The organism is Desulfitibacter alkalitolerans DSM 16504 (genome assembly GCF_000620305.1).
Lineage (GTDB): Bacteria > Bacillota > DSM-16504 > Desulfitibacterales > Desulfitibacteraceae > Desulfitibacter > Desulfitibacter alkalitolerans.
Genome location: NZ_KK211101.1, coordinates 302,871 through 319,819, shown reverse-complemented (window position 1 = coordinate 319,819; position 16,949 = coordinate 302,871). Strand labels below are relative to the sequence as shown.

16 protein-coding genes and 1 pseudogene are annotated in these 16,949 nt (G+C 39.3%); all 17 read right to left on the bottom strand.

Annotation, left to right across the window (positions count from 1 at the left end; translation table 11 throughout):
- Positions 1-247 precede the first annotated feature (247 nt).
- The gene (locus K364_RS0113395; protein WP_028308444.1) at positions 248-2,077 is read right to left on the bottom strand and encodes a hypothetical protein; all 1,830 of its coding nucleotides are present in this window, start codon (positions 2,075-2,077) and stop codon (positions 248-250) included.
- 389 nt (positions 2,078-2,466) lie between these two features.
- On the bottom strand, positions 2,467-3,567 hold the full coding sequence (locus K364_RS0113390) for a sigma-70 family RNA polymerase sigma factor (RefSeq protein WP_028308443.1): 1,101 nt from the start codon (positions 3,565-3,567) through the stop codon (positions 2,467-2,469).
- A gap of 4 nt (positions 3,568-3,571) precedes the next feature.
- Entirely contained in the window at positions 3,572-4,093 is a 522-nt protein-coding gene (locus K364_RS0113385; protein ID WP_028308442.1) for a hypothetical protein, read from the bottom strand.
- A 5-nt stretch (positions 4,094-4,098) separates the two neighbouring features.
- Positions 4,099-6,093, bottom strand: a complete 1,995-nt coding sequence (locus K364_RS0113380; RefSeq protein WP_028308441.1) for an AAA family ATPase — start codon at positions 6,091-6,093, stop codon at positions 4,099-4,101.
- The gene (locus tag K364_RS0113375) at positions 6,084-6,263 is read right to left on the bottom strand and encodes a hypothetical protein (RefSeq protein ID WP_028308440.1); all 180 of its coding nucleotides are present in this window, start codon (positions 6,261-6,263) and stop codon (positions 6,084-6,086) included. The genes K364_RS0113380 and K364_RS0113375 overlap by 10 nt, the downstream gene beginning before the upstream one ends.
- Positions 6,253-8,448, bottom strand: coding sequence for a DEAD/DEAH box helicase family protein (locus tag K364_RS0113370; protein WP_028308439.1), 2,196 nt, complete (start codon positions 8,446-8,448; stop codon positions 6,253-6,255). The genes K364_RS0113375 and K364_RS0113370 overlap by 11 nt, the downstream gene beginning before the upstream one ends.
- A gap of 387 nt (positions 8,449-8,835) precedes the next feature.
- The gene (locus K364_RS0113360) at positions 8,836-10,140 is read right to left on the bottom strand and encodes a transposase (protein ID WP_200769820.1); all 1,305 of its coding nucleotides are present in this window, start codon (positions 10,138-10,140) and stop codon (positions 8,836-8,838) included.
- 126 nt (positions 10,141-10,266) lie between these two features.
- Positions 10,267-10,473: pseudogene (locus K364_RS27950) on the bottom strand (amino acid permease); the annotation flags it as partial.
- Positions 10,474-10,501: 28 nt separating this feature from the next.
- Entirely contained in the window at positions 10,502-11,104 is a 603-nt protein-coding gene (pduL, locus tag K364_RS0113355; protein ID WP_051534088.1) for a phosphate propanoyltransferase, read from the bottom strand.
- 88 nt (positions 11,105-11,192) lie between these two features.
- Positions 11,193-12,638 (bottom strand): acetaldehyde dehydrogenase (acetylating), encoded by a 1,446-nt coding sequence (locus K364_RS24095; protein ID WP_073158147.1) that lies wholly within the window; start codon positions 12,636-12,638, stop codon positions 11,193-11,195.
- A gap of 15 nt (positions 12,639-12,653) precedes the next feature.
- Positions 12,654-13,298, bottom strand: coding sequence for a BMC domain-containing protein (locus K364_RS27945; protein ID WP_028308437.1), 645 nt, complete (start codon positions 13,296-13,298; stop codon positions 12,654-12,656).
- A 26-nt stretch (positions 13,299-13,324) separates the two neighbouring features.
- Entirely contained in the window at positions 13,325-13,621 is a 297-nt protein-coding gene (gene eutM, locus K364_RS0113340; protein ID WP_028308436.1) for an ethanolamine utilization microcompartment protein EutM, read from the bottom strand.
- Between the two features lie 31 nt (positions 13,622-13,652).
- Complete coding sequence (locus K364_RS0113335) at positions 13,653-14,327, bottom strand: cupin domain-containing protein (RefSeq protein ID WP_028308435.1); 675 nt, start codon at positions 14,325-14,327, stop codon at positions 13,653-13,655.
- 140 nt (positions 14,328-14,467) lie between these two features.
- Complete coding sequence (locus K364_RS0113330; protein ID WP_035269279.1) at positions 14,468-15,016, bottom strand: BMC domain-containing protein; 549 nt, start codon at positions 15,014-15,016, stop codon at positions 14,468-14,470.
- Complete coding sequence (locus tag K364_RS0113325) at positions 15,013-16,353, bottom strand: 4Fe-4S dicluster domain-containing protein (RefSeq protein ID WP_028308433.1); 1,341 nt, start codon at positions 16,351-16,353, stop codon at positions 15,013-15,015. Before K364_RS0113325 ends, K364_RS0113330 begins: the two co-directional genes overlap by 4 nt.
- A gap of 4 nt (positions 16,354-16,357) precedes the next feature.
- On the bottom strand, positions 16,358-16,636 hold the full coding sequence (locus K364_RS0113320) for a EutN/CcmL family microcompartment protein (RefSeq protein WP_028308432.1): 279 nt from the start codon (positions 16,634-16,636) through the stop codon (positions 16,358-16,360).
- A gap of 33 nt (positions 16,637-16,669) precedes the next feature.
- Positions 16,670-16,930, bottom strand: coding sequence for a BMC domain-containing protein (locus K364_RS0113315; RefSeq protein WP_051534087.1), 261 nt, complete (start codon positions 16,928-16,930; stop codon positions 16,670-16,672).
- Positions 16,931-16,949 lie beyond the last annotated feature (19 nt).

Genomic DNA, 16,949 nt, shown 5'->3' with positions numbered 1-16,949 from the left:
CAAATGGGATTAATCCAACAGTTACTAGCCGGATAGGCAAAAAGAGACTTGAGCTTGTTAATATCATGCTTGAAGGTTTTCAGATTAGAATTTAATATTAGGGCCCACTGGCTGGGCCTGTTATTTTACTTGTCGTACTGCACTTTTTCTTGTCCTGCAGTTTAGGGTGTCTTACATATAGCTATGATGGTTTATGCTTTCTCCTGCAGGCTAGCTTGTCGAAGTCACTGCAGATTAGCTTGTCGCACTACACATGTCTATACAATGCCACAGGTTTTTTAAGCAACTCCAGAACTTTACTACTTTCAGTAAATTTTTTCGCTTCAGAACAAAAGTAACTCCATTGTTCAGCTGATATTACAATAGTATTATTCTTAAACCAGCCATTAAATAACTTATTATTGGTTACTACAATTGATATTACATGATTAATTTCGTTCTCCTTTATTTCATGCTTGTGCATTAAATTACGAAAAATGTTAGAATTCAAATTAATGTATCTTAAAGATATATCAGCTTGGTCAATGCCCTCTTCAATTCTCATTTTAGCCTTAAAATGAGAATAAATATCAATAGAAGATATTACTGATTTTACTTGTAATAAAAACAGAACATCTAAATATTTTGCAATTATGTCTACATCCGTTTTAACATGATGATTTTCTTTTATTTTATAGTCACATTCTAATATTTTAAATTCATTATTCTCAGCAATCTGTTTTATCAAATTATTATATTCTTGGCCGAATTGTTGTACGATTTCTCCTGAATTACTATTCTTTTTCTTTGAATAACGTTGTGTAGCGTAGTTAAATATTGGATTATAGAAGCCAGTCAAACTAAGTTTTATTGGATGTAAATATATACAATTACCGTCTCCAGTATTTAATAAAGAAAGTGAAATTAGTTTGCTATATATTGTAGGTTGCTTATTATTTATAGTAACTATTCCATTAAAAATTTGTTGGAATTCTTCTTCCGAAATAAATCCTATGTCAGAAAAGTACCTTTTTATTATGTTACAATCAATAATAGTATAGTATTTATCAAAGATGCAATTACTTAATTTTGCCCTTTCTCTTTCTATAAAACAAAACATCGTTATTAACGATAAAACATACAAAGATTTTTGAAAACTTACAGATTGTGCTGTTAATAGTAATTCATCGACATCAAATGATAACTGTAGAGATATCAATTCAACTATGTTATCTATTTGTTTTTTTGTTAAACCCCTCTCTTTTCCTAATGGATAAACAGAATCTTTTATCATCTCAATTATTGGACTAAATAGAGAAGGTATATGGGGTTGTGAAATTACTCCTTGCCTTAATCCGGCGTATTTTACTTTCAGAAATTGCTTATCGGCATATTGCAATCTAATATTTAGACAATCATTATCTTCGTCAAAGGATAAACTTTGTATTTCATACTCTCCAAAAGACACCTTATCAAATAGATTATATAAAGAATGATATGTCGCGGCAAAGTTATATAGTTTATTCATTGTTCTTTCATCATAATTCTTTTCATTCCAGTAAATAGCTTTTTCCTTGATATGATCATCATATAAATCATTGCAAAGGTGAATATATGCTATTTCAAACATATAATCTATAAAAAATTCAAAATCAATTAACCTTCCTCTTGATTCCATAAAATTTGATAAACTCTCATTATTAACTGCAAAGTTTGATTCAGCCTTATCTCTCCAAAGTGATAACGATACTACAAAACAACTAAGAGAGCTATTAAAAGAAGACCTCATTATATCCGTAAAAATATTATTTATAGCTTTTGAAATTTCAAATACTTTTATAACAAATTCTATAAACATCATTTGGTGAACAGAATCTTTTTTAGAAAATTTATTTATAGCCATTAAATATGTTCCTGTAAACCTTGTAAAGTAATAACTAAGGTTTTGATTTTGAAGAATTTTAATGAATATTTTATTTGAATTTATTAGTTTAACATCTTTCATTGAGCTTACTTGACTAAATAAATTTTCAAGGTCATCTATATTCTCATTAGAAATTGCAGATTTAATCTTCTTAACAAGACTCTCCTTACCCAATTTACCTTGCCTCCCTATACAGCAAGCTCATTCAGCTTGCAACAAACCGCAATAATCACGTTCCTAATGCCTCTGCTTTAGAAAATTCAAAACACAAAACCCTTGGTGGTTGTTGATAGGCCCTTAACTGGAGAACTGCATTTTGTCCCAATCGTGCAAATTTTCCACTTTTTTGCACACAGACCCATTTTCCTTACATTACAAGATAAACCACTTACACCAATGAAAGTGCTATATTGAGAAGTAGATTATTTTCAACTTCTGGTTAGAGCTTTTTGCCATAGCTGCCCCCTATAATTACAACATTATTCCAAATAATTACACCTCTAATGATACCATAATATCACAAGAGGTGTCCAATAAAACGGATTGTGTTTTCAACCCCTGATCTATTCCACAAACCATTTTAGTATTTTACTTCTGCTTGCATGCCGTAGTTTCCCAAAAGCCTTTTTTTCAATTTGTCTAATGCGCTCTCGTGTCAATCCAAACTCATTTCCGACTTCCTCCAATGTCCATTCTTTTCCGTCAATAAATCCAAACCGCAGTAAAATAACTTTTTCTTCACGAGGTTTTAACGTTTGCAATATTTTCGCAACGGTACTTTTCAATTCTTTTTTATTTAAATTGATAAATATTTGTTCCTCGGCAGCACAACCATCATAGAAAAAAGATTCATCTTTTTCTATCAGTTCCTCAATACTCTCAAAGGTATTAAGATAATTAATATATTCTTCCGCTTCATCTTCACTGCAACCCAGTTTTTCTGATACTGCCTTTAACACCTCTGAACAAATCTTATTACAGTCACATTGATTGCAGTGATAACACTGTTCAAGTATGTCATATATACTGAACAATTTGTCCTTTACATGAACAGGTATGTACATCAGCGGATTTAATGCCGGAGCTGCTCGAATTATATTTTGCCTTATCCACCAGGGAGCATAAGTTGAAAATTTATCTTGCCTGCCAACCTCATACTTATCTAAAGCAATGACTAAACCTACACATCCATCTTGTATTGTCTCAGCCAAAGGGATTTTATACTTTTGATGATGCCACAAAGCGATTTTGACAACAGTTCGTAAATACATTTCAATAATGCGCTGCTTTGCATAAAGATTATCACTCTTAGCTTGTGGCATCAAATTCTGCCATTCCCGATGTTGTGGAGGTTTTATTTGACGTATCTCATCAATAAAAGGAGCTAAACTCTTATCAATCTCCACAACCTCTTGAAATAGCTTATCGTAATCGGTTTGGCTACGATCATAATCATCTTCGTCATCATCCGAATTTTCAATAGAAGCATCACGTATTATCACACCCATAGAAAGAAGATGATCACATACATAATCCACTTCATCCAAAGGTAAATCATGCTCTATAATTGCATCAAAAACACTTTCCTCAGTAACGTATCCTTTGATTTTATAGGCTCTATGTAGTTTTTCAATTATCTCCTGATGCACAGATATACTTGCCATAGCTTTAACTTCTTGCTAAACGGCATAAATCCAAGATACTATCAGTGCTAATAGCTTGGTTATAACGCTCATCAAATTCTTCCAAAAAATCATAGAGATTTTTTAGGTAATCATCACTGTTACTGGCAGTTTCAATGAGTTTTTCATATAATACATCAACACCGCCACGTACATACTGTTCATATAATTGCTCATCGCACTGCGCCTTTTCACTACCATAATATCGAAACGCCTTATTCATACGTTCGTCAAAATTCGGCTCATTTTCCTTATCTAAAAGCATTATCAGCCTATAATTAAACTTGAGATTTGGCTGTTCACGTATTAGAATATCCGGAAATATTTTGGTGGTTTCTGTACCTTTGTCTAAATCAGCTTTGCGACCATATAAAAATCCTATAATGGGCGCAACCATGTAAACATCAAGGTTCCTTGCAAATAATTGATTATCTCTATCAAATTTAGCTGTAAGTTTAATTACTCTTTCGGCGTGTATACCTCTGAAAGAATATTCTTTATCAAACATTTCTATCACCTCGTCACTAAATATGTTTCAAACTCATTCTTTTTGTCAAATAAGTACCGCATACCAACTTTTTCACCCATGTTTGTTTCAGCAATTTCACCGTCTGTATCTTTAATAAAGATAATAACCTGTTCAGCGACTTTGGGTAGTGCATCACAAACAGTCTTGATCCTTGTCTTATCAAATGCAGACAAAGGGGCATCCATAACCAGAGGGTACGGTTCAGAAACCAACATCTCATTTTCGGGATTTCTGCTTTGACGGGCCATTTTTATGACTCCTGAAATGAAAGCAAAAATAACTGAGATACTTTGTGCCGTCGATGTTTCAATATCTTCATTAAAACCCTCAAAATCGTTGACAACAATTTGAATATTGTATTTTTCATCAATTGAAAGCGAAAATCCACCGTTATAAATGCTTCTAAAGATTTCATTTACAGTTTTCTCAAGCTCTGCTCTTGTCTCAGCTTCTTTTTCCTTATAAAGCGTGTCTAATACATCATACATATATTGGGCGTAAGCTTTGTAAACTTCTATTTTTCTATTATTTTCATCTTTCAGAGTCAACTCATTTCTTTCTGTAATGCGCCGATCTCTTGATGTTTCGAAACTGCCTTTTTGACGATTTAAATTATCCCTTTCTTCACGAAGTTGCCTTAATGCTTTTTCATATTTCATTAAGTCTTTTTGAAGTTCTCCCACTTTTTCCATTCCTTGTAGTTTCTCTTCAATGAGCTTGATTTCATTTTCAACTTCTGCATAGGTGTTCTCAAAGTCTCTGATCATAGAATATTTATCAGAAACATCATCAAACATACTATCTGAACTTTTGCATTTTAACTCACATTCTCTTACAAACTGACCTATCAAAGCACCAATTGATTGTGGCGGTATAAACTCCAACACCTTGTTTAATTCCTTATAGGCGTCATTACCCACCTCAATTTTACTTCCACAAAGACATATTCCACGTTTAATTAAAAATTCAATAGTTCTTGCATGAATATCAGGGATACCCTTGTCCAATTTATCTGCTTCCGATAGCTGCTGCAGAGCATCTTTCATTAGCTTCTTAGCAAAATAAGCAGACGCATCTTTATTAAAAGATTTTAGGAGTGAAGCAGTGTTTGAGACCTTAGACTGCACTAACCCTTGTAATTTTTGACGTAGGCGCTCTTTTTCTTTGGCTAAGCGCTCACTATCTGCATTGGCCTTAATTTTTTCACTCAAATCGTTACATTTCTCTTGGGCAATGCTTTCTTCATTTTCGATTTCTTCTAACCGTTTTTCAATACCTGCAATTTTCTCGTCGCATTCTTCAATTTCTTTTGTGTATTGGGCAATCTTACTATCGCTTTTAGAGTCATAGCTCTCATCATAACTACGAATAACAGATACTTTAGGAGCACGCCCTTTCAAATGATCTAACGCGGCAGTAAACGCACTTAGCCCTAATAACCCCCTAACTGCTTGGGCAAATTCTTGACTCTTACCTTTTCGAATTTCCTTACTCATATTCCCGATACGTTCACCATCGAAAAAGAAATATTTAGAAAGCTCTTTAGGCAAGATTTCTTTCATTCGTATATCGGTTTCTAAATCTCTTACAAATTCACGCTGACCATCACTATTTTTATAGGCTATCTTAAATATAGTATTATTAGGTCGCTTTAAATTTCCGGTTCCGTCTTTTGTATAACGTTGTTCACGAATAAGAGTGTATTCTATACCACTATGCATTAAACTCAATTCTACTCTAACGGTTTCTTCTGTATTCGGAAGCATTGCTTGTGCAGTAGCTTTACAAAGCATCGATTTATCGTCAAAATCAGTATCACTATATAAGCACCAGGTAAAAGCCTGTGCAAGAGTAGTTTTACCCGATCCATTTTCACCCATAATCACTGTAACGTTTTTTACAGGGTCAGTAGCAAAAGATATAGTCTGTTCGCCTTTAAACTGTCGGAAGTTTTTCAGCTTTAATGTTCTTAATAGCATTGCACTTCCTCCTCAATCATCTTCTTAATCATCTTTACCATTTCGCCATCATTATACTGCTTTGTTTTGATGTTCTTCTTTTCTCTCATAATCAATTTTGTCAGCATTTTTTGTGCCTTTTCGGTATCAATTTCAATACCATTGATAATTGTTGGATTACTATTGTCCATAATCAAAATCCTCCTCGAAAGTAATCAGGTTATCGTTAATAGAGTAAGCCTCTTTGATTTCATCTAAAACTGACTCAGCCTCAACCATATTCATAGCAATTCGAGCAAATTCCTCAGCTCTGCACAACTCGTTCTTTACTAAAGACAATTCCTTTTTCATTTGCTCCACTGTGAGTGAAGGTACATCATCAAGAGGACGAGGAAGGGCGATAAAGTCATAAATTTCCGCATATTCCTTACCCTCAGCTAATCTCAGCACACGGCCTCGCCTTTGAATGTATTCTTTTGGGTTAGTAGTACTTGCTAATATAAATGCGACTTTTATTTTGGGAATATTTACACCCTCGTCAAGACATTTAATCGCAATTAAGGCTTGAAGAGTATCACCATCTGCAAACTCTCTTTTTAATATCTCTCGCTCTTCAACATCTTCTTTAGATGTAAACTGAGATACTTTCATATTGAGTTTATTTCCAAGCAAATCAGTGACTACATCAATTTGTCTTAAATCTTCATCATCTACCGTAGTAAAGTCTTGGTTTTCACGGAGTAGTTTTGTTGCACCACAGTAAACCAAAATATGTCTGTCATGAAGATATGGCCTAATATATTCCTCTAATTTTGTAATTTTATCCTCAGCACCAGCAACTAACCTTGCCCTTGCCAACGCAAGAATTTTACCCTTTTCGCTCAACTTTACTTTCCCATTTTTCCCTTTTATTAAGCATTTCCCTATCTCATAGGTAAGCTCTGAATATCGTCGAAGTTCATCATCATTTAGAGTAACGATGATGGGATAATATTTATATCTGGTTAGTTTCTTTTCTTCTATTGCTCTATCCAGAGAGTATTCGATGCACTTTTCTCCGAAATACGAAAATAATTTTGCAGTTCCTTCTTCATCGTTATGTCTTTCAAGCGTTGCAGATAATGCAAGTCTATATGTAAACTTTTCGCTCAATAACTTACTTAAATACTCTGCCCCAAAATTATGAGCCTCATCTACCACTAATAAAGCATTGCCTCTTATCTTATTAATTTGAGTCTGTACAAAATCCGATGAAAATGTTGCATTTGTACAGATGAAGCAGAAAAATTCTTTGTTTCTTACCTTCAGTTTTTGATCTCTTATAGCATCCTCCAATCGGCGTTTCCAATCCTTTTGTGAGGACGCACTATAACCAATAATCGGGTTCATGTTAAATTTTACAATATCTTCAACCCATTGCTCAACCAAATGCTGATATGGACAAACGATAATCACGGCAAGTTTGTCTGATACCCTTTCAGATAATCTTGCTATCGCACCAAGACCAGTAAAGGTCTTACCTGTTCCAGTAGCCATATCAAAGATGCCTCTATAATCACGCTTTTCCCATTCATCAATAGCCTTAATTTGGTAGTCATGTAACTGGACATTCCGTGGAATATCAGGTCCTAAACGATATTTTGTTGCTTCCTCTAATACATATATTCTTTCTCCAAACTCATGCTTATCTATATCATAATTAGGAGTTGCTTTTTTATATCTATCAATAATTTCTTGTTTTAGATTTGGAAAATCAATAATCCGAATGTTAGGTTCACAGTCATTCCAAATAGAAGCAAACGCATTTTCCTTTGCGGCTACTCGATCTTGTTCACCTTTCCATGAGCAAAAGACATCTATAGTTTCATAATTTAATGTCATAGCCGCTGCTGACTCATTCATTGAACCAGAAAAAGCAACTTTGTTACCAAAATCGTCACTGATAATACCCATCTTTTCATGGTACATTCCCATTTTATTTTCATCTTCGGTAAAGGCTATTTTGATGTCTAATATCCCATCCGATATAAGATTTGCTAAAAGATTAAGCCTATCCTTCTCATAGACATCTTTCGCTTCTTTCAGTTCACGTACTAAAGCTTTTTTGATTATGTTATCTCTTAATTCATATCCTTTACGTATTGCTTCCACATCTTCTGCTGATAAATATGGGGAAGCTACTAACAGGATTTTTCCGCCATTTTTCACAAGTGCTGATATGCCTTTAGATATTTCAACAAGCGCTGAGGACGAGAAAAATCCAACAGCTCTTTTATATGATACGGCTTGTTGTAACAAAGGAATATAAAAATCCTTAGCCACATTATCAAGCAGTGAGCGATATTCACTTTTAATTTCTATATCCTGTAAGCTCATTGTTTCACCTCTGTTTCAACATCCCTCTGATATTGTGAAAGAGCTGGAAAAACTCTCCCATTGACAAACTGATAATATTTTCTTAAAGCGTTTGAGATGTTTCCGTTAGTATCTTTCATCTCCTGCTTGATTCGCACCAATATATTATACATTTTATCGTTATCGCTTACGATAGCATCAAGTGAGATACAGCTCTGAAGAGTAAACTTAATTAGATTTCTCTTAAATAGCAAAATATCTCAAAACATATATGTAAAAATTTTCCAATTGCCAAACCTGTTTTTTTAGCCGAAAGAGTAATCCACAAAATTGCCCATTTATTTTTTTAATTGTGGATCACCTCAAAATTGCTTTCCTTCGCATCACATCCTTGCTATAATGATACTGTTAGGTAAACCTTATTTGAATGGGTTTTGCCAACAGTGCTATATCCTCATCTGTTAATGTGCGGGTGCGAATCGCTTCTAACAGGTTTGAGGATATTTCTTTTGCCGCTTTTTTCAGTTCCCTCAATATTTTTGACCCGTTTTCATACAATTGCACCAGTATGTCCGCTATCTGTGTTAGCAGGTAATGATTCTTCATGGCAGTATAATTATGACTATTTGCATGCTCAATATGGTACCGTATGTTTTTTTGATTATTGAACCCCTGGTTTTCTATTTTCCACCGGCTCCGCCCGGCAGCAATAAGCCTTTCTGCGTTTCTTTTTGTTACTTTAATGTTTGTTATAAATAAATACTGTTTACTTTTGCCATCTTCCGTATCTATCTTCGCTTCAATTAGGTTTAGGGTTCTGTTGTTATATGCTATGTCATTTACCCAAAATAGATCCTGTTCTTTACCTTCTTCTATTTCTTTAATTGCATTAAATTCTTCCGCAATGCTTTTTATTCTCCCTTCCTTAAACCGGAAAATATATTTCCAATCATATTGATCGCAACGGCTGAACACAGGTTCGCATGCATAAAGGCTATCTCCTAATATACATATAGGCAGTCTCTTGTACGTTTGCTTTATTTTTTCTGCCAGCCTGTAAAATGCTTTTATCTCACAATCCTGCTTTGTTGCTTCTTCATTTTCATTTTCTATAAATTCCGTTCCTATACTAAAAACCATGTCCCCTACTACTAGCTTTGCTTCAAGTACATGGTGCATATAAATAATTTTTGTTTCCCCTGTTTCCTTATTCGTATATTCTCGCTTTAAACAATGTTCACAGTGCTTCTGGTCAAAGGAATACAGCCCTGTTCCATCAAAAATAACTCCCCAGTACTTCCCCTCTATTCTGTAATCCTCAAAACATCTCTTTTTTAACAATTCTTTTATCATGTATGTTCTGATATTTTCCAGTTCTGATAACTCTAATCCTGTTAAAAAGTCGTTTATTGTATCATAATGAGGCAATTCTTCCAGTACCTCTAGTCCTAATACCTTCCGTATGTTTTCGATACATTCATCTTTATTAAAACTATTACTCATGCTCCGCATTGATTTTAAATCTGCCATGTTTTTCAATAGCATTGTAAATAATATAATTTCCGGGCCGTATGTTATATAACTTTGATTTCTGGGGTCTTTTATATTTTTAAGTCTGTCTGTAAATTCTTTGAAAAAATGCTTCTTGATTTTTATGAACTCGAAAAAATAATTTGTGCCTTTTTCCTGCTCTCTTTTTTCTTTTCTGGTCACCAAGCTTATCTCCCCCAAAATGTACTATTTTTCTACATTTCAATAGTTATATTATCTCATATTTAGCACATTTTGGGGTGTTTTTGTTTATTATTATTCCGAAAAATTTTTACTCTTCAGAGCTGGCACCACTGCGGGAATAGAATGCCAGGGTGCGGTATATCCCCGTTCAATGGTACCTAAAGGATACATGGCCCGGAATTTGAACATCATGTATGCTGTCAGTACATATACCAAAAGGGCCGAGAGAATGGAGAAGGTGATTACCTGATCCAAAAGCCCGGTAAAGCCGAAGGCGATGGATATGGGCAGGAGGAACAGGATAGCCCGGTATCTTTCAGTTTGTGCGGAGCCAGTTTGACTAACTCACAATCTTGACAAAATCTCCATTCTTCAGTGAAGCGGCATTTGCTTCATCCATATCGACATGCATTTCCAACCTGTAATTTTCGTTAACCCGGGCCAAAACTTCACAAAAAACTACGCCGCGGGGACCGTAACACTGCACGTCAACCCGGTCTCCATCTTTCACTCCAAAACCCTCGGCATCTTTGGGATGCATATGAATATGCCGTGCCGCAATAATACACCCCTGGGGAACGGTGACAGATCCTGCCGGACCTACCAGGGTTAATCCCGCGGATCCTTCCAAATCCCCGGAGTCTCTAATGGGTGCTCTTACTCCCAGCTTAAAGCAATCGGAAACGGAGATTTCAACTTGAGTTTGTTTACGCGTAGGCCCCAATATGCGCACGTTTTCTATGACTCCTTTAGGTCCTACTAAGGTTACTTTCTCCTCACAGGCATACTGTCCAGGTTGGGAAAGATCCTTGAATATTGTAAGTTTGGCATCCCGCCCAAACAGAATCTCCAGGTCATGGGCCGAAAGATGGACATGGCGGTTGGAGATGCCAATGGGGATTTTTTTCTCGTCCTCTTCCCGCTGATTTTGCTTACATTTCATTCCTAACTGTTGAGTTAACACTTCTCTGATAATCTGTTCCAATTGTTCTTTATCCAACCGGCTCACCTACCTTTTTCATTGCCGCTGTTTACCGCTTTAATTCAGCAATAACTTTTTTCACTACTTCAGCGATATCATCTGCGGAAATACTGCTTGCCAGGCAATCGGCTTTAGGCCGGGTTTCCACTCTGCTTGTTTCGTACGCCAACCTTTTAATGTTGATTAAATGCATTGGGGTCACGTTATCGGAAGTGCTGCTGCCTGCGATAGTACCACATCCCAGGGTTAAAGACGGGGCTAAGCCGGTTGTATACCCAATTCCCCCAAGGGAAGAAGGAGTGTTTACCAAAATCCGGGACACAGGCTTTCTGATAAATTCCCTGATAATTTCATCATTCTGTGAGTGAATGGCAAAGGTATGGCCGGCACCCATTAGGTTCAAAAGTTCAATAGCAAGGTGGCATGCTTCTTCCCAATCCTTGACCACATAACAGGCTAATACGGTGGTCAGCTTTTCGTAAGACAGAGGGAATCCGGGGCCGTATCCTTCCAGGGGAGCAATGAGAATCCGGGTACCCTCCGGAATGGCAATTCCGGCTTTGTCAGCAATGACTTTAGGTCCTTTGCCTACCAAAGCTGAATTCATTCCGCCCTTAGGGGTCATGACCACACGGCTCACTTTCTCCACTTCTTCTTTAGAAAGGAAGTACGCCCCTTGTGCTTCAAATTCCGCAATCACCTTGTCCTTGATTGGCTCATCAATGAGAACCGAATTTTCAGAAGCACAGATTACTCCGTTATCAAAAGTTTTTCCGGTAATGATGTCAGACACGGCTTTTTTAATATCGGCGCTGCGCTCAATAAAGACCGGAGCATTTCCCGCGCCAACTCCATAGGCCGGTTTTCCGGCGCTGTACGCCGCTTTCACCAGGCCAGGTCCTCCGGTAGCCAAAATTACGGATATGTCATCATGTTTCATCAACTCATCTGTTGCAGCCATGGTTACTTTTGTTAAGCATCCGATAATCCCCTCGGGAGCCCCGGCTTTTACTGCCGCTTCATGCATTACCTGAGCAGCAGCGTTAATGCACCGGCAGGCATTGGGGTGGGGAGCAAAAACAATTCCATTACCTGCTTTAAGGGATACTAAAGCCTTATAAATAGTAGTCGATGTAGGATTGGTGGAAGGAATGATTCCCATCACTACTCCCATGGGAACCCCGGCTTCAATCACCTTGTTTTGGGGATCTTCATGCAGAATCCCCACGGTTTTCATGTCTTTGATATATTCATAAACATTTTTCGCGGCAAAAAGGTTTTTCTTTACTTTGTCTTGAAAAATACCAAATTTGGTTTCGTCAACTGCCATCCGGGCCAGCCATTCAGCATTTGCTGCTGCCGCTTCACTCATGGCGGCTACTATCCGGTCAATCTGCTGCTGCGAGTAGCCGGCCAAAACCCGCTGGGCTTCTTTGGCTTTTCGGGCCAAATCCCTGGCTTCCTGGATGGAACTAAGATCATAGTCCAGCGCCATTTTCATGCTCCTTTCTTAATCCTTCCCGCCTCGTGCCCGAAGAATTTCTCTGATTAACTGTTCTTTATTCGCCCGGGAAATTTCTCGGCCATGTATGGCAATACCCGGAGTTTTCCTGGCCAATCTCCTGAGCTCCCCAACTGTCATTGAGTCCAAATCGGTTGGATCTCCGGTACTTTCTTGACCTCCGGTGGATTCGTTTTCTTCATTTTCTTCTTTCCCTGAGGAGGGTCCCGGGCCAGGTTCCGAATCTTCCTGGCCCAAAATCAATCCTGTTTGTTCCACATCTGCCTGAGAGTCAGAAACTGTTTCCCCATCATCATTTTTGCCTCCCGGTTCGTCACCTTCCGGATCCGGCCGGGGAGGATCATTTTCCGGTTTTACAGATTTCCCTTTGAATACCATCCTGAGGTCAGCTTCCGGCCTGGGGATAACATGTTCACTGATGACAGTACCAATTTTACCGGCAGCGGCACTGCCCGCACTAACACTTGCCTGTACGGCGGCCACATCACCGACAAAAGCAACCATAACTAAACCGCCTTGGACTATTTCATATCCTACCAATTTCACATTAGCGGCTTTCACACCTGCATCCGCTGCTTCGATAGCAGGAACCAAACCCCTTGTTTCAATCATCCCCAGCGCTTGCTGCTTCATCTGCTCAACCCCTTTGTTGGCCGGTCTTATTCAGCCTTAACGTACTTTTTGTAATCATCAGGAAGAATCATTTCTACATCAGCATGGGGCCTGGGAATTACGTGGACGGAGATCAGCTCTCCTACTCTTTGAGCTGCAGCAGCACCTGCATCGGTAGCAGCTTTAACAGCGCCAACATCTCCCCGAACCATAACAGTAACAAGTCCGCCACCTACGTGTACCTTACCGATTAAATAAACGTTAGCCGCTTTTACCATGGCATCTGCTGCTTCAATTGCTCCTACTAAACCTTTGGTTTCGATCATTCCTAATGCACTTGTCATAATAAAAATTCCTCCTTAAATTTTTTAAATGTTATTTTCCGGATAAATCGGCCCAGTTGGCCGGATAGGTAACAAAAAAGAATTTACATTTGTCAGGTGTGGTGAAAGTCACGTCGGTACCTGCAGGAATGTAGAAAACATCTCCGGCATGTCCGGTAAACTTTTTGCCGTTAACAATAAACTCCAGAGTACCTTCCACAACATAATCAATTTCTTCATACCCCAGGTGCCAGTCAAAAGATGACTTTTCCATGGTCATAAAACCGGTGGCCATATTGGGACTTTCTCTTCGGGTAAGGATCTCTTTAATTCCCACTTTATCCTTTGGATTGCCGGTGTCAAAGGTGTCACATGCTACCGTATTTCCTTTAACCAGGCAAAAACCGCTCTTGGGGTCCACTTCCTTTACTATTTCCGGCATACAAAATTGGGGGAGCTTTGCCATTACTTCCATCACAATTCTTGAGATCATCTCCGGGCTGACCGATGAAACGACAGGTTCACTTGCCAAAGTTGTTTCCTCCTTAACCGGCTGACAACAAACTTCCGGTTCCTGGGGAGCCGGACCGTTTTTAATGGTGATTCCCCATTCATTTGCGGCATCTCTGGCCGCAGGTGTGATTATAGTGCCCGGTTCCAAATAAAGAACCTTTTTTCCCGCACCAGCGAGACTCTTAATTTCATTCACCGAAATCAATGTCTTCACTTTTTCACCTCCTTGATAAAATTTTATACAATGCTGGAAATCAAAGAGCCGTGGACACGTGGACACGTGGACACGTAAAACAAGGATCATACATGATTCCATCCATTAGTCAATTGTCAATTGTTCATTGTCAATTGCTTTTAAACAATACTTGGAATCAAATTTTTATGGGGGGAGGGGATTACTACCTGCTGAACAAGCAGTCCTTTATCGGATGCCGTTTTGGCGCCGGCCTCGACAGCCGATTTCACCGCGGCTACATCACCGGTTAAAGTAGTAAAGCTCTTTCCGCCAAGACCCATACCTAAGCGAATTTCAATGAGGTCAACTTCCCCGGCTTTTACTGCCGCGTCTGCCGCTACGATCATCGCCGCAACGGAGAAAGTTTCGATAATCCCTAAGGATTGAACCTCAACAACGGGATTTCCTGCAGAGCAAGCGGGAATCACCTGAGGATGTACATTCGGCAGGATAAAGTCATCTACCACGTTTACATCACCTTTCGCAATACCGGCTTTAACCGCACTTTCCACTGCAGCCACATCTCCCCAGACCAGCGTTATATACTTTCCTGGACAAATAGGACGGCTGACAATGATGTTCACCTGGCCGGTTTTGAGCATGGCATCTGCGCTTTCAATTCCTTTGGCAACACTGTTAAACTCTACTAATCCAATGGCTCGAATCATTGTTTTCCACCTCCATCCCCGTCTGCTTCAATCACAATATTTTGGGAAATTTCCCGTACTATGCCGCTGATACTGGCATGAACGTTGGCACCCATGGCTCCCTCAGGAATTGCCCCGATTAAGGATCCTCGTTCTACCCGCTGCCCTACTTTCACGATAGGTTGAGCAGGTGCCCCAATGTGCTGCCGGAGGGGTATGAAAACCTTTTTAGGAGTAAAACCTGTTTCCACCAGTGGGGCGGCTACATTATACGTCGCCAATCCCAAAGAAGAAACCAAACGTTTTACAGGAATCTTCATAAATTCCCGGGATGGAACAGCTGCTTCCGGCTTAGAAGGAGGAGTGGGCTTAATCCCCTTCTTGCCGAATTCTTGCTTAAGCAATCCATTTACCCGGCGGGGTGAAAGCAGCATCATATTGCACGCATATTCGCATGCCCCGCATTCGGTACAGCTTAATGCCATTTTCATTACATCCTGGTCACCTTCAAAATAATTCAGCCCCCTCATGATCCTGTGTGGGCTCAACCGGTGGCCCAGCATATGCCTGGGACACATATCCGTGCATCGCATACACTGAATACAGGCAGCTTTCGCCTGCTTAATAATGTGTGCCATAGACATATTCCGTTTTTGAATCATCGGATGGTCTTCTGCCAGAACAATCAGTCCCTTGGTAGTTTTGGTGATAGGTTGGGAAAAATCTTCTACCACCTTACCCATCATTGGTCCGCCTTCCACCAGAAGTTTGCCGCCCATATTTGTTTGTCCCGCCAGAGCAAGGGCCTCGGCAATGGGAGTACCAATAGGCAGTTTTACGGTAATAGGTTTTGGTACCTCTCCCGTAATCGTGAGATAGGTATCCGTAACAGGGCATCCTTCCAGAGCATCAGCCACATTGATTAACGTTTCTACATTGTTGACAACACAGCCAACTTTCAGAGGAATGCCGCCCTCCGGAATAATCTTTCCTACTACCTCATAAACCGTAACATGCTCATCACCTGCGGGGTAGAAGTCTCCTAAAATAAACAACTTGATAGGTTTACCTGCAATTGCTTTTTCCAAAGCTTCAATGGCATCATGATATTTTCCTTTTAGAGCAATAGTTCCTAAGTGTGCACCGGTGGCCTTCATCGCTGCTTCAATCCCTTTGACCAAACGGTCGGCCATTGCAGCCATTAATTGTTGGTCTACCCTGAGGAGAGGTTCACATTCCGCTCCATTTACGATCACATGGTCTGCAGAAGCATTGACTTTTATATGGGTGGGAAAGCCTGCTCCCCCTGCCCCAACTACTCCTGCATCCTTTATTTGTCTTACAATTTCCTCATGCATAACATCACCTCAACGAGACTTCCGGCTGGTTCTCATCAATAATTCCCACAATTACCGAATCAATAGGGGCATCCTCAAATCCGGCTATCCTTCTGGCGGAACTACCCTGAGTGATCAGTACTCTTTCCCCTATGCCGGCGCCAATCATATCCACAGCGACAATAATTTTTCCTTTTCCTTCTTCCGGCGTATCCAGAAGCTGGACAATCATCAGCTTAGCTCCCACTAAGGATTCATCCTTCCGGGTAGACCAAATGCTGTTGATCACTCTGCCGATTATCATCAATAATCACCCCGCTTTTCCTCGGCAAACGCCTTACTCTTTGTTATCGGAAGCAAAAAATTCGGTTACGGCTTTTAGAGCAGCGTCTACATCAGCGATATCACCAAAAATTGCAATCAAGGTTACGTGTTGGGGGCAAACACCGCGTATTTCCTCGACCTCAACCTGGGCTGCTTTTTCGGCCACATCTGCTGCGGTAATCATATCTGCCAGGGCCCCCTGTACTAGTCCCACGGCGCCTGGGTTGGGCAGAGCATCAGGGTTTCCTGTTCTCCTCCGGGCCAGAATGGCCATGGTCCCGGGAGAAGGGGAT

Coding starts and splice junctions, on each gene's coding strand:
- K364_RS0113330 (WP_035269279.1), bottom strand. CDS start 15,016: ATGATTCGAGCCATTGGATTAGTAGAGTTTAACAGTGTTGCCAAAGGA.
- K364_RS0113370 (WP_028308439.1), bottom strand. CDS start 8,448: ATGAGCTTACAGGATATAGAAATTAAAAGTGAATATCGCTCACTGCTT.
- eutM (WP_028308436.1), bottom strand. CDS start 13,621: ATGACAAGTGCATTAGGAATGATCGAAACCAAAGGTTTAGTAGGAGCA.
- K364_RS0113385 (WP_028308442.1), bottom strand. CDS start 4,093: ATGTTTGATAAAGAATATTCTTTCAGAGGTATACACGCCGAAAGAGTA.
- K364_RS27945 (WP_028308437.1), bottom strand. CDS start 13,298: ATGAAGCAGCAAGCGCTGGGGATGATTGAAACAAGGGGTTTGGTTCCT.
- K364_RS0113375 (WP_028308440.1), bottom strand. CDS start 6,263: ATGGACAATAGTAATCCAACAATTATCAATGGTATTGAAATTGATACC.
- K364_RS24095 (WP_073158147.1), bottom strand. CDS start 12,638: ATGGCGCTGGACTATGATCTTAGTTCCATCCAGGAAGCCAGGGATTTG.
- pduL (WP_051534088.1), bottom strand. CDS start 11,104: ATGAAATGTAAGCAAAATCAGCGGGAAGAGGACGAGAAAAAAATCCCC.
- K364_RS0113320 (WP_028308432.1), bottom strand. CDS start 16,636: ATGATAATCGGCAGAGTGATCAACAGCATTTGGTCTACCCGGAAGGAT.
- K364_RS0113390 (WP_028308443.1), bottom strand. CDS start 3,567: ATGGCAAGTATATCTGTGCATCAGGAGATAATTGAAAAACTACATAGA.
- K364_RS0113315 (WP_051534087.1), bottom strand. CDS start 16,930: ATGGCCATTCTGGCCCGGAGGAGAACAGGAAACCCTGATGCTCTGCCC.
- K364_RS0113380 (WP_028308441.1), bottom strand. CDS start 6,093: ATGCTATTAAGAACATTAAAGCTGAAAAACTTCCGACAGTTTAAAGGC.
- K364_RS0113325 (WP_028308433.1), bottom strand. CDS start 16,353: ATGCATGAGGAAATTGTAAGACAAATAAAGGATGCAGGAGTAGTTGGG.